Annotated in this window: 22 protein-coding genes; 16 read left to right on the forward strand and 6 right to left on the reverse strand. The window is 73.9% G+C overall.

Translation table 11 applies throughout. The features are described from left to right. The first annotated feature begins 12 nt into the window (after positions 1-12). Both CNQ36_RS26770 and CNQ36_RS26775 read left to right on the forward strand, forming a co-directional pair. Positions 13-1,506, forward strand: coding sequence for an IucA/IucC family protein (locus CNQ36_RS26770; protein ID WP_121547859.1), 1,494 nt, complete (start codon positions 13-15; stop codon positions 1,504-1,506). A 41-nt stretch (positions 1,507-1,547) separates the two neighbouring features. Continuing rightward, positions 1,548-2,474, forward strand: coding sequence for a HipA family kinase (locus CNQ36_RS26775; RefSeq protein ID WP_121547860.1), 927 nt, complete (start codon positions 1,548-1,550; stop codon positions 2,472-2,474). 3 nt (positions 2,475-2,477) lie between these two features. Here the strand turns inward: CNQ36_RS26775 and aceB are convergent, their stop codons facing one another. Both aceB and CNQ36_RS26785 read right to left on the reverse strand, forming a co-directional pair. Next, positions 2,478-4,097 (reverse strand): malate synthase A, encoded by a 1,620-nt coding sequence (gene aceB / locus CNQ36_RS26780; protein ID WP_121547861.1) that lies wholly within the window; start codon positions 4,095-4,097, stop codon positions 2,478-2,480. A gap of 141 nt (positions 4,098-4,238) precedes the next feature. Beyond that, entirely contained in the window at positions 4,239-4,856 is a 618-nt protein-coding gene (locus CNQ36_RS26785; RefSeq protein ID WP_121547862.1) for a nucleotidyltransferase family protein, read from the reverse strand. Between the two features lie 205 nt (positions 4,857-5,061). On the opposite strand from CNQ36_RS26785, the gene CNQ36_RS26790 reads away from it, so the two are divergent. Next, complete coding sequence (locus tag CNQ36_RS26790; protein WP_040905768.1) at positions 5,062-5,376, forward strand: DUF5955 family protein; 315 nt, start codon at positions 5,062-5,064, stop codon at positions 5,374-5,376. Positions 5,377-5,398: 22 nt separating this feature from the next. On the opposite strand, the gene CNQ36_RS26795 is transcribed toward CNQ36_RS26790, so the two are convergent. Further along, positions 5,399-6,181: an IclR family transcriptional regulator gene (locus tag CNQ36_RS26795; RefSeq protein WP_121547863.1), complete on the reverse strand. Its 783-nt coding sequence runs from the start codon at positions 6,179-6,181 to the stop codon at positions 5,399-5,401. A 243-nt stretch (positions 6,182-6,424) separates the two neighbouring features. Here CNQ36_RS26795 and allB point away from each other — a divergent pair, with 243 nt between their 5' ends. Both allB and alc read left to right on the forward strand, forming a co-directional pair. After that, positions 6,425-7,765 carry an allantoinase AllB gene (allB, locus tag CNQ36_RS26800; RefSeq protein ID WP_121547864.1) on the forward strand — a complete coding sequence of 447 codons (1,341 nt, stop codon included), beginning with the start codon at positions 6,425-6,427 and terminating at the stop codon, positions 7,763-7,765. 38 nt (positions 7,766-7,803) lie between these two features. Continuing rightward, positions 7,804-8,919 (forward strand): allantoicase, encoded by a 1,116-nt coding sequence (gene alc, locus CNQ36_RS26805; RefSeq protein WP_121547865.1) that lies wholly within the window; start codon positions 7,804-7,806, stop codon positions 8,917-8,919. A gap of 96 nt (positions 8,920-9,015) precedes the next feature. Here alc and CNQ36_RS26810 read toward each other — a convergent pair whose 3' ends face one another. Continuing rightward, a complete protein-coding gene (locus CNQ36_RS26810) occupies positions 9,016-9,774 on the reverse strand; it encodes an SDR family oxidoreductase (protein ID WP_004923020.1) in 759 nt (252 codons plus the stop codon). Between the two features lie 160 nt (positions 9,775-9,934). Between CNQ36_RS26810 and CNQ36_RS26815 the strand changes: the two genes are divergently transcribed. Beyond that, positions 9,935-10,360, forward strand: coding sequence for a guanyl-specific ribonuclease (locus CNQ36_RS26815; protein WP_121547866.1), 426 nt, complete (start codon positions 9,935-9,937; stop codon positions 10,358-10,360). A 31-nt stretch (positions 10,361-10,391) separates the two neighbouring features. On the opposite strand, the gene CNQ36_RS26820 is transcribed toward CNQ36_RS26815, so the two are convergent. Then, positions 10,392-10,592, reverse strand: coding sequence for a hypothetical protein (locus CNQ36_RS26820; protein ID WP_121547867.1), 201 nt, complete (start codon positions 10,590-10,592; stop codon positions 10,392-10,394). Positions 10,593-10,769: 177 nt separating this feature from the next. Between CNQ36_RS26820 and CNQ36_RS26825 the strand changes: the two genes are divergently transcribed. The 3 genes from CNQ36_RS26825 to CNQ36_RS26835 are packed head-to-tail and all read left to right on the forward strand — an operon-like array spanning position 10,770 to position 13,216. Continuing rightward, a complete protein-coding gene (locus CNQ36_RS26825; protein WP_121547868.1) occupies positions 10,770-12,020 on the forward strand; it encodes a sensor histidine kinase in 1,251 nt (416 codons plus the stop codon). Between the two features lie 58 nt (positions 12,021-12,078). After that, entirely contained in the window at positions 12,079-12,753 is a 675-nt protein-coding gene (locus CNQ36_RS26830; protein ID WP_121547869.1) for a response regulator transcription factor, read from the forward strand. 34 nt (positions 12,754-12,787) lie between these two features. Further along, entirely contained in the window at positions 12,788-13,216 is a 429-nt protein-coding gene (locus tag CNQ36_RS26835; protein ID WP_121547870.1) for a PaaI family thioesterase, read from the forward strand. Between the two features lie 14 nt (positions 13,217-13,230). Here the strand turns inward: CNQ36_RS26835 and CNQ36_RS26840 are convergent, their stop codons facing one another. Further along, positions 13,231-14,253 carry a Gfo/Idh/MocA family protein gene (locus tag CNQ36_RS26840; protein WP_121547871.1) on the reverse strand — a complete coding sequence of 341 codons (1,023 nt, stop codon included), beginning with the start codon at positions 14,251-14,253 and terminating at the stop codon, positions 13,231-13,233. Between the two features lie 116 nt (positions 14,254-14,369). Between CNQ36_RS26840 and CNQ36_RS26845 the strand changes: the two genes are divergently transcribed. The 7 genes from CNQ36_RS26845 (at position 14,370) to CNQ36_RS26875 (ending at position 23,032) form a co-directional block, all read left to right on the forward strand. Further along, positions 14,370-15,119, forward strand: coding sequence for a GntR family transcriptional regulator (locus CNQ36_RS26845; RefSeq protein ID WP_004923017.1), 750 nt, complete (start codon positions 14,370-14,372; stop codon positions 15,117-15,119). A gap of 170 nt (positions 15,120-15,289) precedes the next feature. After that, positions 15,290-16,294 (forward strand): sugar ABC transporter substrate-binding protein, encoded by a 1,005-nt coding sequence (locus tag CNQ36_RS26850; RefSeq protein WP_121547872.1) that lies wholly within the window; start codon positions 15,290-15,292, stop codon positions 16,292-16,294. Then, a complete protein-coding gene (locus CNQ36_RS26855) occupies positions 16,291-17,334 on the forward strand; it encodes an ABC transporter permease (RefSeq protein WP_121547873.1) in 1,044 nt (347 codons plus the stop codon). The genes CNQ36_RS26850 and CNQ36_RS26855 overlap by 4 nt, the downstream gene beginning before the upstream one ends. Then, positions 17,331-18,125: an ATP-binding cassette domain-containing protein gene (locus CNQ36_RS26860; RefSeq protein WP_121547874.1), complete on the forward strand. Its 795-nt coding sequence runs from the start codon at positions 17,331-17,333 to the stop codon at positions 18,123-18,125. The genes CNQ36_RS26855 and CNQ36_RS26860 overlap by 4 nt, the downstream gene beginning before the upstream one ends. A 182-nt stretch (positions 18,126-18,307) precedes the next feature. Then, on the forward strand, positions 18,308-19,450 hold the full coding sequence (locus CNQ36_RS26865; RefSeq protein WP_121547875.1) for an ROK family glucokinase: 1,143 nt from the start codon (positions 18,308-18,310) through the stop codon (positions 19,448-19,450). Beyond that, positions 19,447-20,025 carry a sugar kinase gene (locus CNQ36_RS26870; protein WP_121547876.1) on the forward strand — a complete coding sequence of 193 codons (579 nt, stop codon included), beginning with the start codon at positions 19,447-19,449 and terminating at the stop codon, positions 20,023-20,025. Before CNQ36_RS26865 ends, CNQ36_RS26870 begins: the two co-directional genes overlap by 4 nt. A 97-nt stretch (positions 20,026-20,122) precedes the next feature. After that, entirely contained in the window at positions 20,123-23,032 is a 2,910-nt protein-coding gene (locus tag CNQ36_RS26875; RefSeq protein ID WP_121547877.1) for a DEAD/DEAH box helicase, read from the forward strand. Positions 23,033-23,069: the final 37 nt, after the last annotated feature.

A 23,069-nucleotide genomic window follows, 5' to 3' on the forward strand; every position in this document is an offset into this window, starting at 1 on the left:
CATACTGATCGCGTGGACCTCATCCCCCCGCCCACGGACGACGACACGGCCCGCCGCGCGGACGCGTACGCGTCGGTGCCGCTGCTGAACTGCCTGCTGCGCGAAGTGGCCCGGCCCTTGCCGGGGACCGGGGACCGCCCCACCTACCGCCTGCCCGGCACCGGCCGCCTGCTGCGCGTGAGCGGCACCCGGCGCCCCGCCGGACCCGAGGTCCGCACGGCGGGCGGCTGGCACCGGGTGAGCCACACGGAGCTGGTGAAACTCGTCGCCGAGGAACTGCGCCGGCACACAGGCCGGTCCAACCACGAACTGCCCGCCGAGATGCTCGACAGCCGGGAGGCGGTCGCCGCGCTGCTCACCGCCCGCGCCCGGGCCACCCCGCCGGACGACCCCTATCTCCGCTCCGAACAGGCCCTCGTCACCGGCCACACCCACCACCCCGCCCCCAAGGCGCGCGGCGGCGGCCCCGCCGCCGCCTGGCTGCCCTACGCGCCGGAGGCGCACGCCCGGTTCCCGCTGACGCTGCTGGGGCTGCGCGAGGACGCCGTCGCCGACGAGGGCGACACCGCGGCCCTCGACCGCCTGGGCGCCGCCCCGCCCGGCTACCGGCTGCTCCCCGCCCACCCCTGGCAACTGGACCTCGCGGCCCGTGACCTCGCCCCCGCCTTCGCCGACGGCCGTCTGATCCGGCTGGGCACGACCCCCTTCCCGGTGTGGCCGACGGCGGCGATCCGCACCGTGTACGCGCCCGCGCGCGATCTGTTCCTGAAGTTCAGCCTGGATGTGCGCATCACCAACGACATCCGCCGGCTGTGGCGCCACGACCTGCTGAGACTCCGCACGACCGACACGGCCGCAGGCGCCGCCCTCGCCGGGACCGGCGCGGCCTGGCAGAGCGACCGCGGCCACCGCACCGCGGACTTCGCCTACGAACAGCTGGCCGTGGTGGTGCGCGACGGACTGCGCGACCACCTCCCGCCCGGTGCGACCCCTTTCCTGGCCGCCGCCCTGGCCGAGGGCTTCGACGGCAGCCCCCTGGCCGCCACGACCGCCCCGGCCGCCTGGTGGGACGCCTACCTGGCGGCGGTGGTCCCCCCGGCGCTGACCGCCTTCGCCGAGCACGGCGTCGTCCTGGAGGCCCACCTGCAGAACACGCTGGTCGCCATGGACCCCGGCGGGATGCCGGTGCGCGCCCTCTACCGGGACGCCGAGGGCGTGAAACTCCTTTCCGCGGTGACGCGGGAGGCGGGCTGGGAACGCCTGGTCTACTGCCTGATCGTCAACCACCTCACCGAGATCGCCGCCGCCCTCGCCGCACACCATCCCGGCCTCGACCCCTGGCCGGCGGTCCGCCGTGAACTCTCCCGCCACGACCTCCCCGAGATCCCCGCCCTCCTCACCGCCCCCACCCTCCCGGCCAAGACCAACCTCCTGCTGCGCTGGACCGGGGCGGACGGCGCGGACGCCCGCTACCGCCCGGTGGCCAGTCCGCTGGCCGGGCCGTGAAGGCCGGTGCCCGTACGGGGACCTGACGTACGCTGGCCGGTGTGCTGCGCGAAGTGAAGGCTGTCCGGTATGTGATGCCCCTGAGGTCGGGCGGGTCCGTGCCCGGCGTCTTCGAGACCGACGACCTCGGCACGTACGTCGTCAAGTTCACCGGGTCCGCGCAGGGGCGCAAGGCGCTGGTCGCCGAGGTGATCGTGGGGGAGCTGGCGCGCGCCCTCGGGCTGCGGTTCCCCGAGCTGGCGCTGGTGCACTTCGACCCGGCGGTCGCCGACAGCGAGCCGCACCAGGAGGTGCGGGAGCTGCACGCGGCCAGCGCCGGCGTCAACCTCGGCATGGACTACCTGCCGGGCGCGCGGGACTTCACCCCCGAGGTCGCCGAGGCCTTTCCCGTCGATCCGCTGGAGGCCGGGCGGATCGTCTGGCTCGACGCCCTCACGGTGAACGTGGACCGGACCGTCCACAGCTCCAACCTGGTGGTGTGGCCGACCCTGGGCGTCGCACCCCCGCGGCTGTGGCTCATCGACCACGGGGCCGCGCTCGTCTTCCACCACCGGTGGGAGGGGTCCGACCCGGCCAAGGCGTACGACTTCCGTCACCACGCCCTCGGCCACTACGGCCCCGACGTGCGCGCGGCCGACGCCGAACTCGCCCCGAAGGTGACCGATGAACTGCTGCGGTGCGTCACCGCCGAGGTGCCCGACGACTGGCTGGCCGGCGACCCCCGCTTCGCCACGCCCGACGAGGTCCGCGAGGCCTACGTGACGTTCCTCCACGCACGGGTGCGGTCGTCCGCGGCCTGGCTGCCCGTGGACTTCCCCGGCGCGGACGAGCTCGCCGAGGAGAACGCCCGGCGGGCGGCGAGTACGCGACGGGGGCGCCCCGAATGGCTGAAACGGGTCCCCGACCTGCACGGCAAACCGGCGGCGGCCCAGGACTGGTCGGTGCACCTGGGCCGCTCGGAGCCTTAGGGGTCAGCCCCTGAGCTGCTCGTAGGCCGGCAGGGTCAGGAAGTCGGCGTAGTCCTCGTCCAGGGCGACCTTCAGCAGCAGGTCGTGCGCCTGCTGCCAGTTGCCCGCCGCGAACGCCTCCTCGCCCAGCTCCGCCCGGAGGTTCGCGAGTTCCCCGGCGGCGACCTCGCGGGCCAGTCCGGCGGTGACCTGCTCGCCGTTGTCGAGGACGACCTCCGCGTTGATCCACTGCCAGATCTGGGAGCGGGAGATCTCGGCGGTGGCGGCGTCCTCCATCAGGTTGAAGATGGCGACCGCGCCCATGCCGCGCAGCCAGGCCTCGATGTAACGGATGCCCACCTGAACGGCGTTGACCAGGCCCGCGTACGTCGGCTTCGCGTCGAGGGAGTCGATGGCGAGGAGGTCCTCCGCCCGGACGTCGACGTCCTCGCGCAGGCGGTCCTTCTGGTGCGGCCTGTCGCCGAGCACCCGGTCGAAGGACTCCATGGCGAGGGGGACCAGGTCGGGGTGGGCGACCCAGGAGCCGTCGAAACCGTCCCCGGCCTCGCGGTCCTTGTCGGCGCGGACCTTCTCGAAGGCCACCTTGTTGACCTCCGCGTCCCGGCGGGACGGGATGAACGCCGCCATGCCGCCGATCGCGTGCGCGCCGCGCCTGTGGCAGGTGCGGACGAGGAGTTCGGTGTACGCCCGCATGAACGGGGCGGTCATCGTCACCGCGTTGCGGTCCGGGAGCACGAACCTGGCCCCGCCGTCGCGGAAGTTCTTGACGATGGAGAAGAGGTAGTCCCAGCGGCCGGCGTTCAGACCGGAGGCGTGCTCGCGGAGTTCGTAGAGGATCTCCTCCATCTCGAACGCCGCGGTGATCGTCTCGATGAGGACGGTGGCGCGGACGGTGCCCCGGGCGATGCCCAGGTGGTCCTGCGCGAAGACGAACACCTCGTTCCAGAGACGGGCCTCCAGGTGCGACTCCGTCTTGGGGAGGTAGAAGTACGGGCCCTTGCCGGCGTCGATCAGCCGCTGGGCGTTGTGGAAGAAGTACAGGCCGAAGTCGACCAGCGCGCCCGGCACGGGAGTGCCGTCCGCATCGGTGAGGTGGCGCTCGTCCAGGTGCCAGCCGCGCGGGCGCACGACGACCGTCGCCAGCTCCGCGTCCGGGCGCAGGGCGTACGACTTGCCGGAGACCGGATCGGTGAAGTCGATGCGGCGGGTGTAGGCGTCGATCAGGCTGAGCTGGCCGCCGACCACGTTCTCCCAGGTGGGCGCGGAGGCGTCCTCGAAGTCCGCGAGCCATACCCTGGCGCCCGAGTTGAGGGCGTTGACGGTCATCTTGCGGTCGGTGGGGCCGGTGATCTCGACGCGGCGGTCGTTCAGGGCCTCGGGGGCCGGGGCGACCCTCCAGGAGTCGTCGGCGCGGACATCGGCCGTCTCCGGGAGGAAGTCCAGCGTGCAGGTGCGGGCGATCTCGGCGCGGCGCTCCGCGCGCCGGGCGAGCAGCTCGTCACGCCGCGGGGTGAACCGCCGGTGCAGCTCGGCCACGAAGGCGAGCGCCGCCTCGGTGAGGACCTCCTCCTGCCGGGGCAGGGGCGCGGCGTCGACGACGGCCGGCGGGGCTGGTGCGGACATCGGTGTCACTTCCTTCGGCGTGCGGGGCACCGGGTGCCGGTCGACCCGGGTACGGCGGTGGCTCCTGAGTGGTGGATAGTAGTTTCCTCATAGTGGAAGTTCAATGTTCTGTTGACGCCGGATCCCTCGCCGGTCGCCGGCTCATTCAAGGTGCGTCAGATCCGCCTCGGTGTCGATGTCGTACGCCTCGGCCACGTCGCCGCACTCGACGAGCGCGAGTTCCTCCGCGTGCTCCCGCAGATACGCGCGTGCCCCCCGATCCCCGGTCGCCGTCGCGGCGATCCCGGCCCAGTGCGCGGAGCCGAACAGGACCGGATGGCCGCGTACCCCGTCGTACGCGGCCGAGACGAGCGAGGCGGGGGAGCGGTAGGCGCCGAGCACCCGCGCCACCGCCTCCGCGCCGATCCCGGGCTGGTCGACCAGCGAGACCAGCGCGGCCCGCGCGCCCGTCCCGGCCAGCGAGCCCAGGCCGGCCCGCAGCGACGTGCCCATGCCCTGCTCCCACGCGGGGTTGTCGACGAGGACGCAGCCCGGCAGCGCGGCGCGGGCGCGCACCTCGTCCGCCGCCGCGCCGAGCACCACGTGCACCCGCGTGCAGCCGCCCGCGCGCAGGACCGCGACCGCGTGCTCCACCAGCGGCCGGCCCCGGTGGCCGAGCAGTGCCTTCGGCCTGCCGCCGAGCCGCCGCCCGCCGCCCGCGGCCAGCAGCAGACCCGTGACCTCGGGGGTGCCGCCCCCGCCTGTGTGAGGTGTCGTCATGTCTCCTGCATACCGCACTCGCCGCGGGGTAGGAGCGCGGCGCGGTACGCGGCGCCCCGGGCCGCGATGTCACGCTGCGGAGCAAGTCGATGACGCAGCGGACTGGCGCAAGCGGGCAAGGGTGGCGTTTACTGGCGCGACCGGCCGACGGGGGAGCGGAGGCCGGTCAGGGGAGGGTGCACGGCGACGTGCCAGGGGAGGGACTGTGTTGCGCAGCGTGGAGCAGAGGCGTGTGCCCGGCACTCAGGCGGACCCGAGGGTGGCGGAGCTGCACTCCGCCGTGTCCCGGTTACGCCGTCAACTCGCCGCCCACCCCGGAGAGTTCCGGGACCGGGGCGTCGCGGAGGAGGAACTCGCCGAGCTGGCGGGCATGGCCGCCGCGGGCGACCCGGACATTCCCCGGCTCCGCCGTTCGCTGCTGCTGATCGCGGGTGCGATCGGCTCGGTGAGCGCGCTGCGGCAGGGGGTGCGCGAACTGCGCGAAGCGGTGGACCTGTTCGGGCGGTCGCCGCGCGGCTGACGCGCCCCGTCGGGGCTCCGGGTCAGGTGCCCGGCGTGGCGAGTGCCTCGGAGAGCTCCACCGCGATCTGCCGCAGCACCGGCACGATCTTCTCCGTCGCCGACTCCGTGACCCGGCCCGCGGGGCCCGAGATCGAGATCGCCGCCGCCGTGGGGGAATCCGGCACCGGGACGGCGAGACAGCGGACGCCGATCTCCTGCTCGTTGTCGTCCATCGCGTAGCCCAGGCGGCGCACGTCCTCCAGTGCCGCGAGGAAGCCGTCCGGCGTGGTGATGGTCTTGTCCGTCGCGGCGGGCATGCCGGTGCGGCCGAGCAGGGCCCGCACCTCCTCCGGCGGGAATCCGGCCAGCAGGGCCTTGCCCACACCCGTGGAGTGCGGCAGCACGCGCCGGCCGACCTCGGTGAACATCCGCATGGAGTGCTTCGACGGCACCTGCGCCACGTACACGATCTCGTCCCCGTCGAGCAGCGCCATGTTGGCCGTCTCGCCGGTCTCCTCCACCAGGCGCGCCAGATACGGCCGTGCCCAGGTGCCCAGCAGCCGGGAGGCGGACTCGCCGAGCCGGATCAGGCGCGGGCCGAGCGCGTACCGGCGGTTGGGCTGCTGGCGTACGTAGCCGCAGGCGACGAGCGTGCGCATCAGGCGGTGGATCGTCGGCAGGGGCAGCCCGCTGCTCGCGGACAGCTCGCTCAGGCCGACCTCGCCGCCCGCGTCCGCCATCCGTTCGAGCAGATCGAAGGCGCGCTCGAGGGACTGCACGCCACCGGCGGGCCGGGCGGAGTCGGTGGTGCTGGACGTCGGCACGGCACGTTCCTTTCGAGGCCTGGCAGGAAGGGCAGAAGCCTACCCGGCGGCCGTCCGGCCGCCCGTCGGCGCCCAGCCGAGTTCTGCTGGATGGAAGTATATTTCCGCTTCCTGGAATCGTCCAGGCTGGCCGTCGATCCGGTCCGCACCGGAAGTGTGCCCTTGACGGGCCGCGGGCGCCGGTGAACACTCCTTCAACAGAACGTTGAATTCCATCCGGACGGAAGGTCAGGAGGATTCCGGGTGCCCGACGCCGAACTGGTGCTGCGCTCGACGCGCGTCATCACCCCCGACGGAACGCGCGCCGCGTCCGTCACGGTCGCCGGCGGCACGATCACGGCCGTACTGCCGTACGACGCGCCCCTCCCCGGGGGCGCGCGCCTGGAGGACCTCGGCGACGACGTCCTGCTGCCCGGTCTGGTCGACACTCATGTGCACGTCAACGACCCGGGCCGCGCCGAGTGGGAGGGCTTCTGGACCGCCACCCGCGCCGCGGCGGCCGGCGGCATCACCACGCTGATCGACATGCCGCTCAACTCCCTCCCGCCCACCACCACCGTCGAACACCTGCGCACCAAGCGGCGGGTCGCCGCCGACAAGGCCCATGTCGACGTCGGCTTCTGGGGCGGCGCCCTGCCGGACAACGTCGAGGACCTGCGTCCGCTGCACGAGGCGGGCGTCTTCGGCTTCAAGGCCTTCCTGTCACCGTCCGGCGTCGACGAGTTCCCCCACCTGGACCGGGAGCGACTGGCCCGCTCCCTGGCGGAGACCGCCTCCTTCGGCGGGCTGCTGATCGTGCACGCCGAGGACCCGCACCGCCTCGCTGCCGCCCCGCAGCACGGCGGCCCGAAGTACGCCGACTTCCTAGCCTCCCGCCCCCGGGACGCCGAGGACAGCGCCGTCGCCCACCTCGTGGAGCAGGCGCGACGTCGGGACGCGCGGGTGCACGTGCTGCACCTGTCCTCCAGCGACGCGCTGCCGCTGATCGCCGCCGCGAAGGCCGAGGGCGTGCGGGTGACGGCCGAGACCTGCCCCCACTACCTCACCCTCACCGCGGAGGAGGTCCCGGACGGCGCGAGCGAGTTCAAGTGCTGTCCGCCCATCCGCGAGGCCGCCAACCAGGATCTGCTCTGGCAGGCCCTCGCGGACGGCACCATCGACTGCGTCGTCACCGACCACTCCCCGTCCACCGCCGACCTCAAGACGGACGACTTCTCGACCGCCTGGGGCGGCATCTCCGGACTCCAGCTCAGCCTGCCCGCCGTCTGGACCGAGGCCCGCCGCCGCGGCCACGGCCTGGACGACGTGGTGCGCTGGATGTCGGCGCACACGGCACGGCTGGCCGGTCTCGACGGGCTCAAGGGCGCCATCGCGCCCGGCCGCGACGCCGACTTCGCCGTCCTCGCACCCGAGGAGACCTTCACCGTCGACCCGGCGGCGCTCCAGCACCGCAACCGGGTGACGGCGTACGCGGGCAGGACCCTGTACGGCGTCGTCAGATCCACCTGGCTGCGCGGCAGGCGCGTCGTCGGCGACGGCGAGTTCACCGAACCGGGGGGCCGGCTGCTCACCCGCCCCCGCTGACACCGCCACCGACACCCGAGAGGCAGGACCGGACCACCGTGACGGCGATCGAGAGATTCACCGGCGACGCGCACCCCTACGGCGGCGGCGACCCCTACGCGGACTACCGCACCGCCGACTTCCCCTTCACCCACCACGCCGACCTCGCCGACCGCCGGCTCGGCGCCGGAGTCGTCGCCGCCAACGACGAGTTCTTCGCCCAGCGCGAGAACCTCCTGCTGCCCGGGCGCGCCGAGTTCGACCCCGGGCACTTCGGCCACAAGGGCAAGGTCATGGACGGCTGGGAGACCCGGCGCCGGCGCGGCACCTCCGCCGAGGACCCCTGGCCGGCGGCCGACGACCACGACTGGGCGCTGATCCGGCTCGGCGCGCCCGGAGTGGTCCGCGGGATCGTCGTCGACACCGCGCACTTCCGCGGCAACCACCCGGCGGCCGTGTCCGTCGAGGGCGCCTCGGTGGCGGGCGCGCCGTCGCCCGGCGAACTGCTCTCCGACGACGTGCGGTGGACCACGCTCGTCCCGCGCACCCCGGTGGGCGGCCACGCGGCCAACGGCTTCGCCGTGACGGCCGAACGGCGCTTCACCCATCTGCGCCTCAAGCAGCATCCCGACGGGGGCGTCGCCCGGCTGCGCGTCTACGGCGAGATCGTCCCGGACCCGGCCTGGCTGGCGGCGCTCGGCACCTTCGACGTGGTCGCCCTGGAGAACGGCGGCCGGGTCGAGGACGCGTCGGACCGCTTCTACTCACCGGCCGCCAACACCATCCGGCCGGGCCGTTCGCAGAAGATGGACGACGGCTGGGAGACCCGCCGCCGGCGCGACCGGGGGCACGACTGGATCCGCTACCTGCTGGTGGCCCAGGCCCGGATCCGTGCCCTGGAGATCGACACGGCGTACCTCAAGGGCAACAGCGCCGGCTGGGCCTCGGTGTCGGTGAAGGACGGCGAGGACGGCGACTGGCGCGAGATCCTCCCCCGCACCCGCCTCCAGCCCGACACCGACCACCGCTTCGTCCTGCCGGACCCGGCGACCGCCACCCACGCCCGCGTGGACATCCACCCCGACGGCGGCATCTCCCGCCTCCGCCTCTTCGGCGCCCTGACGGAAACCGGGGCCGCCGCCCTGACGGCCCGCCACCGGGAACTGGGCGGCTGACCGCCACCTCGCGTCCAGCGCGTGCACGGCACCCGGCGGACGCCGGCGGAGCACCGCACGGCGGCCGTCACCCCGGCCGCCGTGCACCGGCACGCGTCACGCCGCATGGCCCCCGTCCACCGAGAACTCCGCCCCCGTCACATAGTCCGCCCCCGCCAGATGGGCGATCGTCTCCGCCACCTCCTGCGCCGTGCCGAACCGTCCCAGCGCGGTCACGGCCGCCTGCCCCGCCGCGTGCGGCCCGTCCGCGGGGTTCATGTCGGTGTCGACCGGCCCGGGATGGACGATGTTCGCGGTGATCCCCCGCCCGCCCAACTCCCGTGCCAGCGCCCTCGTCAGCCCCACCAGGGCCGACTTGCTCATCGCGTAGAGCGTCCCGCCGGGCCCCGGCACCCGCTGGGTCATGCACGTGCCGACGGTGATGATCCGTCCCCCGCGCGGCATGACGGCCGCCGCCGCCCGCGACGCCAGGAACACTCCGCGCACATTCACCGCGAGCACCCGGTCGACATCGGCGGGGGACAGGGACTCCACCGGTCCGAGCACCCCGACGCCCGCGTTGTTCACCAGCACGTCGAGCCGGCCCAGTTCCCGGGCGGCGGCGGTCACCGCCCCGGCCGCCTCCTCCGCGTCACCGGCGTCCGCGCGCAGCGCCACCGCGCGGCGCCCCAGCGCCCGCACCGCCCGCACGACCTCCCCGGCCGCCTCCTCGCCGTTCACGTAGGTCACCGCGACGTCCGCGCCCTCCCGCGCGAGCCGCAGCGCCGTCGCCGCGCCGATCCCGCGGCTGCCGCCGGTCACCAACGCCACCTTGCCGAGCAGGGAGTTACCCGCGGCCTGCTCGAAGTTGCTCATCGAATCGTCTGTCGTCATGCGTCCATCCCAGCGCCCGCGCTCCCGGCGCGCTGGCGGCGAACGGACGTCGACCTGCCACCCGCCCCGACGGGTCACCCGACGGCAAAATCCCTGTAGTTGTCATTGACATGCCATCGTCTACGCGCGTCATCATGAGGTCATGCGATTCCCCCCACGTACCGCACGCACCGGCGCGGCAGCCGCGCTCCTGTCCACCCTCCTCCTGGGCGGCACCGTCGCCGCGACGACGGCCCACGCCGCCCCCGCCCCAGCCGTGTCCGCCCCCGCCACGGTCCTGGTGGTCGGCGACATCTGCTACGGCGACCTGCCCGCACAGGCGCACGACACCCTCGACCTGATCGAGCGGGGCGGCCCCTACCCGTACGAGCAGGACGGGACCGTCTTCCAGAACCGGGAGGGCATCCTCCCCGACAGGTCCACCGGCTACTACCACGAGTACACGGTGATCACGCCCGGTTCCCCCACCCGTGGCGCGCGCCGCATCGTCACCGGCGAGCAGTATCAGGAGGACTACTACACCGCCGACCACTACGCCTCGTTCGACCTGGTCGACCACACCTGCTGACCGGCGGACCGCGGGCCCGGCGGACAGGCCGTCATCCGGGCCCGCGGCTCTCCGCCGCCGCGAACAGGGCGACGCCCAGCACCAGCAGGGCGACGCTCGCGTAGAGCGCGTGGCCGTCGAGGAAACCGATCCGCCGCACCAGCCCCCAGCGCAGATCGGTGAACTCGCCCACCAGCCCCGCCACGCCCTGCACGACGGCGAGGAATCCCAGAACCTCCAGCAACTTCTTCATGCAGGGACCCTCGCCCCGCGGACCCCCCGCCCGCATCGGCCGAGGGGTGAGCCCCGTCCGACGGAAGTCGACGACCCGCGGCGGCCGGCGCGCCGAAAGTCCGCGCCTCCGCGACTTCGGTGGGCGATCCCGCCCGCCGGGTGCCGCCGGGGCCGCGCCGTGCGTAGATTGCCGACCGTGACTGGTGACAAGGCGGGGCAGACCGTCCCGGTGTTCACGGGGCGCCGGTGGGCCTTCCCGTCCGCCCTCGTCCACGAACTCGACCCCGACGCGACCCGCTCCGCGCGGCGCCCCAGGCGCACCGCGCGGGACTGGGCCGTCGACTTCGCCTGCTTTCTGCTGGCCGTCGCGGTGGGCCTGCTGGGCGCCGAGACGCTCCGCGGCAACCAGGACATCCCACACGCGCTGGCCGTCACCGACCAGGTGCTCGGCGCGCTGTCCTGTGCCGCGATCTGGCTGCGCAGACGGTGGCCGCTGGCGCTGGCCGCCGCGATGGTTCCGGTCAGCTTCGTCTCGGAGACCTCCGGCGGGGTGGCGATGATCGCCCTGTTCACACTCGCCGTGCACCGCCCCTTCCGTTACGTGGCCTGGGTGGGCGGCGCCCAGGTGCTGCTCGTCCCGTTCTACTTCTGGTGGCGCCCCGACCCCGACCTGCCGTATCCCGCCTCGATCGTCCTCTTCGTGGTGCTGGCGGTCGCGACCCTCGGCTGGGGCGCGTTCGTACGGTCGAAGCGGCAGCTGATGCTGAGCCTGAGGGACCGGGCCCGGCGGGCCGAGACCGAGGCCCGGTTGCGGGCAGAGCAGGCGCAGCGGCTGGCGCGCGAGGCCATCGCGCGGGAGATGCACGACGTGCTCGCGCACCGGCTGACGCTGCTGAGCGTGCACGCCGGCGCGCTGGAGTTCCGGCCCGATGCGCCGCGCGAGGAGATCGCGCGGGCGGCCGGCGTGATCAGGGAGAGCGCGCACGAGGCGCTGCAGGACCTCCGGGAGATCATCGGCGTGCTGCGGGCGGGCGAGTCCGACGACGCGGGCCGGCCGCAGCCGACGCTCGCGGCGCTCGGCGCGCTGGCGGCCGAGTCCCGGCAGGCCGGCATGGAGGTCACCCTGGACCAGCGGGTCACCGGCGCGGACACCGCCCCCGCCTCCGTCGGCCGCACCGCCTACCGGATCGCCCAGGAGGCCCTGACCAACGCCCGCAAGCACGCCCCCGGCACGGAGGTCACCGTGTCGGTCACCGGCGGCCCCGGGCAGGGCCTCACCGTCGCCGTGCGCAATCCCGCGCCCGAGGGGGACGTCCCCCACGTTCCCGGCGCCGGGCAGGGCCTGATCGGTCTCACCGAACGCGCCACCCTGGCGGGCGGCGCCCTGGAACACGGCCCCACCTCCGACGGCGGGTTCGAGGTACGGGCACGGCTGCCGTGGGGATGAACCGGGACCGGACACAGGCCGTGTCGCCGCCCCGCCCGTCCGTGATGACATGGGGCCCATGACTGCGACCCGAGTGCTCCTCGTCGACGACGACCCGCTGGTGCGGGCCGGGCTGTCCTTCATGCTGGGCGGCGCCGACGACATCGAGATCGTCGGAGAGGCCGCCGACGGCGGCGAGGTCGAGGCGCTCGTCGACCGCACCCGCCCGGACGTCGTCCTGATGGACATCCGCATGCCGTCGGTGGACGGGCTCACCGCGACCGAGTCGCTGCGCCGCCGCGAGGACGCCCCGCAGGTCGTGGTGCTCACCACCTTCCACGCCGACGAACAGGTGCTGCGCGCGCTGCGCGCGGGTGCCGCCGGGTTCGTCCTCAAGGACACCCCGCCCGCCGAGATCGTCGCCGCGGTGCGCCGGGTCGCGGCCGGCGATCCGGTGCTGTCGCCCACCGTCACCCGGCAGCTGATCGCGCACGCGGCCGGCAGCGCCGCCGGCGCGCGCCGCGCCCACGCGCGAGCGCGCGTCGCGGTCCTCAACGACCGGGAGCGCGAGGTCGCCGTCGCCGTCGGGCGGGGCCTGGCCAACGCCGACATCGCCGCCGAGCTCTATATGAGCCTGGCCACCGTCAAGACACATGTCTCCCGGATCCTGGCCCGGCTCGACCTCAACAACCGCGTCCAGATCGCCCTGCTCGCCCACGACGCCGGCCTCCTGGACGAGACCGGAAACCCCTGACCCGCCCGCCCGTCACCCCGAGGAGTCCCGTCCCGTGACCGCGTCCCCCGCACTCGACCTGACCACCGCCCGGCGGACCCTCGCCGACCAGCCCTTCAGCCGGCTGCTCGGCGCCCGGCTGACCGCCTTCGGGGATGGCGGGGCGACCCTGGAGATCGACATCCGTGAGGAACTCCGCCAGCAGAACGGCTTCCTGCACGGCGGCGTCCTCTCCTACGCCGCCGACAACGCCCTCACCTTCGCCGCCGGGGCCCTCCTCGGCCCGCACGTCCTCACCGGCGGCTTCTCCCTCCAGTACCTCCGCCCGGCCACCGGCCGCACCCTGCGGGCCCGCGCCGAGGTCGTGCACGCCGGACGGCGGCAGGCCGTCGTCCGCTGCGACCTGCTCACCCTCGACGAGGACGGCACCGGCACGCTGTGCGCGGTCGCCCAGGGCACGGTCCTGCCGGTCCAGGCACCCTGACGCCCGCCCGTGCCTCAGGTGTACGCCGCCGCCGAGCCGCTCAGCAGCTCCGCCGGCCGCACCGGCCGGCGCTCCCGCCGGGACAGCTCGCACGCCTCCGCGATCAGCAGCGCCTGCAGGGCCTCCCGCCCGTCGCACGGATTGGCCCGCTCGCCCCGCACCACCTCGACGAACGCGATCAGCTCGGCCTCGTACGCCGGTCCGAACCGCTCCAGGAACCCGGTCCACGGCTTGTCCGCGGCCGGCGGCCCGGTCGGCTCGGTGGACGCGATCGGCGTACGGTCGTCCAGGCCGACGACGATCTGGTCGCGCTCCCCGGCCAGCTCCATGCGCACGTCGTAGCCTGCGCCGTTGAGCCGGGTCGCCGTGACGGAGGCGAGCGTGCCGTCGTCGAGGGTGACGAGCGCCGCACCGGTGTCGACGTCGCCGGACTCGCGGAACACGGCCGGCCCGGCGTCGGACCCGGCCGCGTAGACCTCCGTGACCTCCCGGCCGGTCACCCAGCGCAGCATGTCGAAGTCGTGGATCAGGGTGTCCCGGTACAGCCCGCCGGACTGCGCCAGATGTCCCGCGGGCGGCGGCTCCGCGTCACTGGTCATCGCCCGTACGGTGTGCAGCCGCCCGAGCCTGCCCGAGCGCACCGCCTCCCGCGCGCCCGTGTAACCGGCGTCGAAGCGGCGCTGGAAACCCATCTGCAGCACCGTCCCGGCCGTCTCGACCTCCGTGATCGCCTGTAACGTGCCGGCGAGGTCCAGGGCGATGGGCTTCTCGCAGAACACCGGCAGTCCCGCGCGTGCCGCCCGGCCGATCAGATCGGCGTGGGCGGACGTGGCCGCCGTGATCACCACGGCGTCCACACCCCAGGTGTAGATCTCGTCCACCCCGGGTGCCGACGTCTCGCCGAGCCGGTGGGCGAGGGCCTGCGCCCGCGCCGGATCGACGTCCGTGAGGATCAGCGAGCCGACGTCGCGGTGCCTGCTGAGTGTGTGGGCGTGAATGGTGCCGATACGGCCCGTACCGATGACCCCGATGCGCATGGAAACAAAGTGGGGCCCGCGCCGCTCCCTGTCAATGCGTATGTCCGGACAACCGAACTACACAACTTCCCGTCAACAGCGCACGGGGCTACGCTCGGCCCGTGCCGAAACCAGAAGTGGACCCGACCGTACAGCTGGAGCTGAGCGTGGACCGGGGCTCCCCTGTGCCGTTGTACTTCCAGCTGTCCCAGCAGCTGGAGTCCGCCATCGAACACGGCGTACTGACCCCCGGCACCCTGCTGGGCAACGAGATCGAGCTCGCCGGGCGGCTCGGCCTGTCCCGGCCCACCGTCCGCCAGGCCATCCAGACCCTGGTCGACAAGGGGCTCCTGGTGCGCCGCCGCGGGGTCGGCACCCAGGTCGTGCACAGCCAGGTCAAGCGCCCCCTGGAACTCAGCAGCCTCTACGACGACCTGGAGGCGGCCGGCCAGCGCCCCACCACGAAGGTGCTGGTCAACACCGTCGTGGCGGCCTCCGCCGAGGTCGCGGCCGCGCTCGGGGTGGCCGAGGGCGGCGAGGTGCACCGCGTCGAACGGCTGCGCCTCACCCACGGGGAGCCGATGGCGTACATGTGCAACCACCTGCCGCCCGGACTGCTCGACCTGGACACCGGCCAGCTGGAGGCCACCGGTCTCTACCGGCTGATGCGGACGGCCGGGATCACCCTGCACAGCGCCCGCCAGACCATCGGCGCCCGGGCCGCCACCGCCGGCGAGGCCGAGCGGCTGGGCGAGCAGACCGGCGCCCCGCTGCTCACCATGGAGCGGGTGACCTTCGACGACACCGGCCGCGCGGTGGAGTTCGGCTCGCACACCTACCGGCCCTCCCGGTACTCCTTCGAGTTCCAGCTGCTTGTGCGGTCCTGACAACTCGCCGCCGCGCACGCCTCGTTCCTCGCCATGTCCGGACAATGTGACCGGCGAGCGGTCCCCGCGCGGGGACGCCCGGCGCCCGTGTTCGAGAATGGTGCGTTTGGGGCCGGTGCGGTCATCGGCCCCTTGCACACGCAAGAGCACAGCAAGAAGGGCAAGTCCTCGTGGCACGGATCTCGACCTGGGTGGGCATCGCGCTGGCGGGGGCGCTGACGCTCTCCCTCGCCGGATGCAGCAGTACCGGCGGCAAACGGGCGGAGGACGCCCGGGCGGCCGCCGCGGCGGAGGGGAAGGCGGCGGTGAACACCCCCCGCTGGACCTTCGCGATGATCACCCACGCGGGCGACGGCGACACCTTCTGGGACATCGTCCAGAGCGGCGCGAAGCAGGCCGCCGTGAAGGACAACATCCGCTTCCTCTACTCCCACGACGACGAGGGCCAGCAGCAGGCGCAGCTGGTGGACGCGGCCGTCGACAAGAAGGTGGACGGCATCATCGTCACCCTGGCCAAGCCGGACGCCGTGAAGGCGTCCCTGGCCAGGGCCCGCGAGGCCGGCATCCCGGTGGTCACCGTGAACAGCGGCTCGGCCGAGTCGAAGGAGTTCGGGGCGCTCACCCACATCGGCCAGGACGAGACCGTCGCCGGTGAGGCCGTCGGCGAGGAACTGAACGGGCGGGGCCGCGAGAAGGCCCTGTGCGTCCTGCACGAACAGGGCAACGTCGGTCACGAGCAGCGCTGCGACGGCGTGGCGAAGACCTTCGACGGCACGCTGGTCCGGCTGCACGTCAACGGCACGAGCATGCCCGACGTGCAGTCGGCGATCGAGGCCCGGCTGCAGTCCGACCCCGGCCTGGACGCCGTCGTCACCCTGGGCGCCCCCTACGCCGACACCGCGGTGAAGGCCCGCGAGGGCGCGGGCAGCGACGCCGAGATCGACACCTTCGACCTGAACGCCAAGGTCGCCGCGGGCCTGGAGGACGGCAGCCTCGGCTTCGCCGTCGACCAGCAGCCCTACCTCCAGGGCTACCAGGCGGTCGACCTGCTGTGGCTGTACCGCTACAACGCCGACGTCCTCGGCGGCGGCCGGCCGGTGCTCACCGGGCCGCAGATCGTCACCGGTGACGACGCCGCCGAGCTGCGGGAGTACACCCGGCGGGGCACCCGATGAGCGCGACGACCTCCGACACCGCTGATGAAAGGTTTCTGCGCCTGCCGTCCCCGCTCCGGCGGCTGCTGAGCCGCCCCGAGCTGGGCTCCGTGGTCGGCGCGATCGCCGTCTTCTGCTGCTTCGCCCTCGTCGCCGACAGCTTCCTGCGCGCCTCCAGCCTCGGCACCGTCCTGTACGCGTCCTCCGTCATCGGCATCATGGCCGTCCCGGTGGCGCTGCTGATGATCGGCGGCGAGTTCGACCTGTCGGCCGGCGTGCTGGTGACCTCGTCGGCGCTGGTGTCGTCGATGTTCAGCTACCAGGCGACCGCCAACGTCTGGGTCGGCGTCGGCGTGTCCCTGCTGGTCACGCTCGCGGTCGGCGCCTTCAACGGCATCATGCTGGCCCGCACCCGGCTGCCCAGCTTCATCGTCACGCTCGGCACCTTCCTGATGCTGACGGGGATGAACCTGGGCTTCACCAAGCTGATCAGCGGCACCGTCTCCACCAAGACCGTCGCCGACATGGAGGGCTTCACGAGCGCACGGGCGCTGTTCGCCTCCACCGTCACCGTCGGCGGCATGCACATCAAGGTGACCGTCCTGTGGTGGCTCGCGCTGGTCGCCGTCGGCAGCTGGATCCTGCTGCGCACCCGCGCCGGCAACTGGATCTTCGCGGTCGGCGGCAACGAACAGGCCGCGCGCGCCGTGGGCGTCCCCGTGACCCGGACCAAGACCGTCCTCTACATGGGCGTCGCCCTCGGCGCCTGGATCTGCGGCCAGCACCTGCTCTTCAGCTACGACGTCGTCCAGTCCGGCGAGGGCGTCGGCAACGAGCTGATCTACATCATCGCGGCCGTCATCGGCGGCTGTCTGATCACCGGCGGCCACGGCAGCGCGGCCGGCTCGGCGGTCGGCGCCCTGATCTTCGGCATGACCAGCAAGGGCATCGTCTTCGCCGAGTGGAACCCCGACTGGTTCAAGTTCTTCCTCGGAGCGATGCTGCTCCTCGCCACCCTGCTCAACACCTGGGTGCGCCGCCGCGCGGAGGCCTCGAAATGACACGGAGCGACACCCGTACGCCCCTCGTGGAGCTGTCCGGCGTCGGCAAGCACTACGGCAACGTCCGCGCCCTCGAGGGCGTGTCGCTGGAGGTGCACGCGGGTGAGATCACCTGCGTGCTGGGCGACAACGGCGCCGGGAAGTCCACCCTGATCAAGATCATCGCGGGGCTGCACCGGCACGACGGCGGCACCCTCGCCCTCGACGGCGAGGAGACCCGTCTGTCCTCCCCGCGCGAGGCCCTGGACCGGGGCATCGCCACCGTCCACCAGGACCTGGCCGTCGTCCCCCTGATGCCGGTCTGGCGGAACTTCTTCCTCGGCTCCGAGCCGCGCAGGGGCACCGGCCCCTTCAAGCGCATGGACACCGACCTGATGCGCCGCACCACCCGGGCGGAACTCCTGCGCATGGGCATCGACCTGCGCGACGTCGACCAGCCCATCGGCACCCTCTCCGGAGGCGAACGCCAGTGCGTGGCGATCGCCCGCGCGGTGTACTTCGGCGCGAAGGTCCTCGTCCTGGACGAGCCCACGGCGGCACTGGGCGTGAAGCAGTCGGGAGTGGTCCTCAGATATGTGACGGCGGCCCGCGACCAGGGCCTGGGCGTCGTCTTCATCACCCACAACCCGCACCACGCGTACCTGGTGGGCGACAGGTTCGTCCTGCTCAAGCGCGGCACGATGGCCGGCAACCACACACGCGACGACATCACCCTGGACGAGCTGACGAACCAGATGGCGGGCGGCACGGAGCTCGACGCCCTGCGGCACGAGCTGCGCCGCACCCCGTAGGCCCGGTCGTCACGTTCCCGCCTGCCGCGCTCCGGGCGGACGCCGGTAATGCGACGACGAAGCCCAGGGGCGCGGGGCGCCGCGCGACCGGCGCCCACGCACCCGCGTCCGGCGATGATCCGCACCACGCACCCCGGGATCCGTTCGGCACCCGGCGGAGCCGTGCGGCAGAATCGCACCCGATGAGCACCTACCGCGACTTCACCGCCCCCATCGGCTCCCGGCGCGCCCCGGTCCTGAGAACCGTCGGCACCCGGGAGCGCCGCTCCCACCTGACGGCGCCGCGCGTCCCGACGGTGGGCATCGACATCGGCGGCACCAAGGTGATGGCGGGCGTCGTCGACGCCGACGGCAACATCCTGGAGCGGCTGCGCACGGAGACCCCGGACAAGTCCAAGAGCCCGAAGGTCGTCGAGGACACCATCGTCGAACTCGTGCTGGACCTGTCCGACCGGCACGACGTGCACGCGGTCGGCATCGGCGCGGCCGGCTGGGTCGACGCCGACCGCAACCGCGTGCTGTTCGCCCCCCACCTGTCCTGGCGCAACGAACCGCTGCGCGACCGCCTCGCCGGCCGCCTCGCGGTCCCGGTCCTGGTCGACAACGACGCGAACTCCGCCGCCTGGGCCGAGTGGCGCTTCGGCGCCGGACGCGGCGAGGACCACCTCGTCATGATCACGCTCGGCACCGGCATCGGCGGCGCCATCCTGGAGGACGGCCAGGTCAAACGCGGCAAGTACGGGGTGGCCGGCGAGTTCGGCCATATGCAGGTCGTCCCCGGCGGCCACCGCTGCCCCTGCGGCAACCGCGGCTGCTGGGAGCAGTACAGCTCCGGCAACGCGCTGGTCCGCGAGGCGCGCGAGCTGGCCGCCGCCGACTCCCCGGTCGCCTACGGGATCATCGAGCACGTCAAAGGGAACATCGCCGACATCACCGGCCCGATGATCACCGAGCTGGCCCGCGAGGGCGACGCCATGTGCATCGAGCTGCTCCAGGACATCGGCCAGTGGCTCGGCGTCGGCATCGCCAACCTCGCCGCCGCCCTCGACCCGTCCTGCTTCGTCATCGGCGGGGGCGTCTCCGCCGCCGACGACCTGCTCATCGGCCCCGCGCGGGACGCCTTCAAACGGCACCTCACCGGCCGCGGCTACCGCCCCGAGGCCCACATCGTCCGCGCCCAGCTCGGCCCCGAGGCCGGCATGGTCGGCGCCGCCGACCTCGCCCGGCTGGTCGCCCGCCGCTTCCGCCGCGCCAAGCGCCGCCGCGTCGAACGCTACGAGCGGTTCGCCGAGGCGCGCCGCGGCACCACCCAGGAGTCGCTGTGAGCGGCGAGTTCCCCCAGCAGGCGGACCTCCCGGGCGCGCCCCGCCCGGCCGAGGACCGGCGGCACATGATCCGCCGCAGGGCGCTCACCCTGCTGATCATCGTGCTGCTCATCGGCATCCCGGCCGGGTACCTGGTGATCTCCGCGAACCAGAGCCGGGCCAGCGGCAAGGACAAGGAGGCGAAGTACTCCGCGACCGGCCTGACCGAGGGCTGGCCGTCGAAGGTGCAGCGCCGTCTCTACCAGGTGCCCGTGCCGCACCCCGCCTGGTGGGTGGCGTCCTACGAGACCAACAACTGGAAGACCAGCCGCCTCTACGTCGAGTTCGAGACCACGGACGCGGGTCTGAGCGCCTTCCTGACCAGCCTGGGAGTGCGGCAGGACGCGCTGAAGCGCGACGACCTCACCATCGGCGCGCGCGACCGGGAGGTCACCGGCTGGAACTTCGAGGGGCCCGGCACCTGGTCGGGCTTCGTCCACGAGCAGGAGAACCCCGCGCCCACCCACGACGTGGTCGTCAACCACAACAAGCCGGGCTATCCCCGGGTGTACGTGGTCTCCCGCACCGTGCCCTGACCCCGCACGCGGGCCGGCCGCCGGGGCCGGTTGTCAGACCCCGCCCGTAGAGTCGGAGACGACTGGCCGGACACAGGGGCGGGAGGTGACAGGACGTATGAGCGAGCGGACCACGGCGGCCGCAGCGGGCCCGGCCGCGCCCGGCGGGACGGCGGGGGAGGACCCTTCCGTCCGGCTCGCGGCCGTCTTCCTGCCCGCGCCCCTCCCGCGCGACGGACGGATCGCCTTCTACGACCCCGCCGGCGGCCCCGGCGAGCCGCCGCCGCCCCCTGGCGGAACCGGCACCACCGGGCCCGCGCGGCACACCGAACTCACCGTCGTCCGCCCGCACGGCACGGGGGTGCGGCGGCGGACCACCACGGCCCTCTCCCTCCCCGTCGACGAGGCGCTGCCGCTGCTGGTCCGCGCCCGTCACGATCCCGCCGCCCACCCCGCCACCGCCTGCTGGGGAGCGGCCGCCCTGCACGCGCTGCGGCTCACCGCCCGCGGCCGGCTGCTGCCCGGCCTGACCGCCGCCGGACACGACGCCTGGCGCGCCGGCCCCCTCGAACCGGACGACGTGGCGCACCTGCGCGCGGTGGCCGCCGCCCTGCCGTACGAGGGCCACGCCGTCCCGCTGCCGGGACCGGGACCCGTCCGGCTGCCCCGGCCGGAGGCGCTGGTGCGCGCCTTCCTGGACGCGGTCACCGACACCCTGCCCCGCACCCCGGCCGCGGCGTACGCCTCGGGAGCGCCGTTCGCCGCGCGCCCGGCGCAGCGGCTGCCCGACGCCCGCGACTGGGCCGCCGAGGTCGCCGCCGGCATGGACGCCGGGGTGCGCGTCTCGCTCCGCCTGGACCTGTCCGCGTACGACCTCTTCGACGCCGGCGAGGGAGCGGGCGGCGGCGCCGGGAGCGGCGCGCGCGGCGCCGGGGCGGCGATCGTCCAGGTGCACAGCCTCGCCGACCCCACCCTGGTCGCCGACGCGGCGGCCCTGTGGGCGGGCGGGGCGGACGCCTCCTTCGGCCCCCGCGCGCGGGTGGACGCCGCCCTCGCCGTGCGCCGCGCCGCCCGCGTCTGGCCCCCGCTGGACCGGCTCTCCGACCAGGACGTGCCGGACGTGCTGGCCCTGTCCGAGGACGAGCTCAACGACCTGCTGGGGGTGGCGGCCACCCGGCTCGCCGCGGCCGGGGTGGCGGTGCACTGGCCACGGGACCTCGCCCAGGACCTGACCGCCACGGCGGTGGTCCGGCCGGCACCCGGCTCGGCGACCGACGGCACCGGCTTCTTCGAGAGCGAGGACCTGCTGCGGTTCGGCTGGCAGCTCGCCCTCGGCGGCGACCCCCTCACCGAGGCCGAGATGGACGCCCTGGCCGAGGCCCACCGCCCGGTCGTGCGGCTGCGCGACCAGTGGGTGCTGGTCGACCCCGACCTCGTGCGCAAGGCCCGCAAGCGGGACCTGGGGCTGCTCGACCCGGTCGACGCGCTGTCCGTCGCCCTCACCGGGCACGCGGAGGTCGACGGCGAGACCGTCGAGGCGGTGCCGGCCGGCGCCCTCGCCGTCCTCCGCGACCGCCTCACCGCCGGCGTGCGGCCCGCCGAGCCGCCGCCCGGCCTCGACGCCACGCTGCGCGACTACCAGCTCCGGGGGCTGGCCTGGCTGGACCTCATGACCTCCCTCGGCCTCGGCGGCTGCCTCGCCGACGACATGGGACTGGGCAAGACCATCACCCTCATCGCGCTCCATCTGAAGCGGGCCCGCAGCGAACCCACCCTGGTGGTCTGTCCCGCCTCGCTGCTCGGCAACTGGCAGCGGGAGATCACCCGGTTCGCGCCCGGCGTCCCCGTACGCCGCTTCCACGGCCCGGACCGCACCCTGGACGGCGTGGACGGCGGCTTCGTCCTCACCACCTACGGCACCATGCGCTCCACCGCGCCGGAACTCGCCGGCCGGCGGTGGGGCATGGTCGTCGCCGACGAGGCACAGTACGTCAAGAACCCCCACTCCGCGACGGCGAAGGCCCTGCGCACCATCCCGGCCCCCGCACGGGTCGCGCTCACCGGCACCCCGGTGGAGAACAACCTCTCCGAGCTGTGGGCCCTCCTCGACTGGACGACCCCAGGACTCCTCGGCCCGCTGAAGTCCTTCCGCGCCCGGCACGCGCGCGCGGTGGAGACGGGCGAGGACGACGCGGCGGCCGGGCGCCTCGCCCGTCTGGTCCGCCCCTTCCTGCTGCGGCGCAAGAAGTCCGACCCCGGCATCGTGCCGGAACTGCCGCCCAAGACCGAGACGGACCACCCGGTGCCGCTCACCCGCGAGCAGGCCGCGCTGTACGAGGCGGTGGTGCGCGAGTCGATGGCCGCCATCGGGACGGCGCGGGGCATGGGCCGCCGCGGACTGGTGCTGAAGCTGCTGACCTCGCTGAAGCAGATCTGCGACCACCCCGCGCTGTATCTGAAGGAGGAGCCCGCGGGGGCCGGCGGCGACCGGCTCTCCGCCCGTTCCGGAAAGCTCGCCCTGCTGGACGAACTGCTCGACACCCTCCTCGCCGAGGACGGCTCGGCCCTGGTCTTCACCCAGTACGTCGGGATGGCCCGCCTGATCACCGCCCACCTCGCCGGGCGCGCGGTCCCGGCCGACCTCCTGCACGGCGGTACGCCGGTGCCGGAGCGGGAGCGCATGGTGGACCGCTTCCAGAGCGGGGCGACGCCCGTCCTGGTGCTCTCGCTCAAGGCCGCGGGCACCGGCCTCAACCTGACCCGCGCGGGCCATGTCGTCCACTTCGACCGCTGGTGGAACCCCGCGGTCGAGGAGCAGGCCACCGACCGCGCGTACCGCATCGGGCAGACCCAGCCCGTGCAGGTGCACCGCCTGGTCACCGAGGGCACGGTCGAGGACCGCATCGCCGACATGCTGGAGTCCAAGCGCGCCCTCGCCGACGCGGTCCTCGGGTCGGGCGAGTCCGCGCTCACGGAGCTGTCCGACCGTGATCTGTCCGATCTGGTGTCCCTGCGGAGGCCGGCATGACCCCCCGCCCGTCCGACGAGGCACGCGAGGCCCTGCG

Origin of the sequence: Streptomyces fungicidicus (genome assembly GCF_003665435.1) — a bacterium.
GTDB lineage: Bacteria > Actinomycetota > Actinomycetes > Streptomycetales > Streptomycetaceae > Streptomyces > Streptomyces fungicidicus.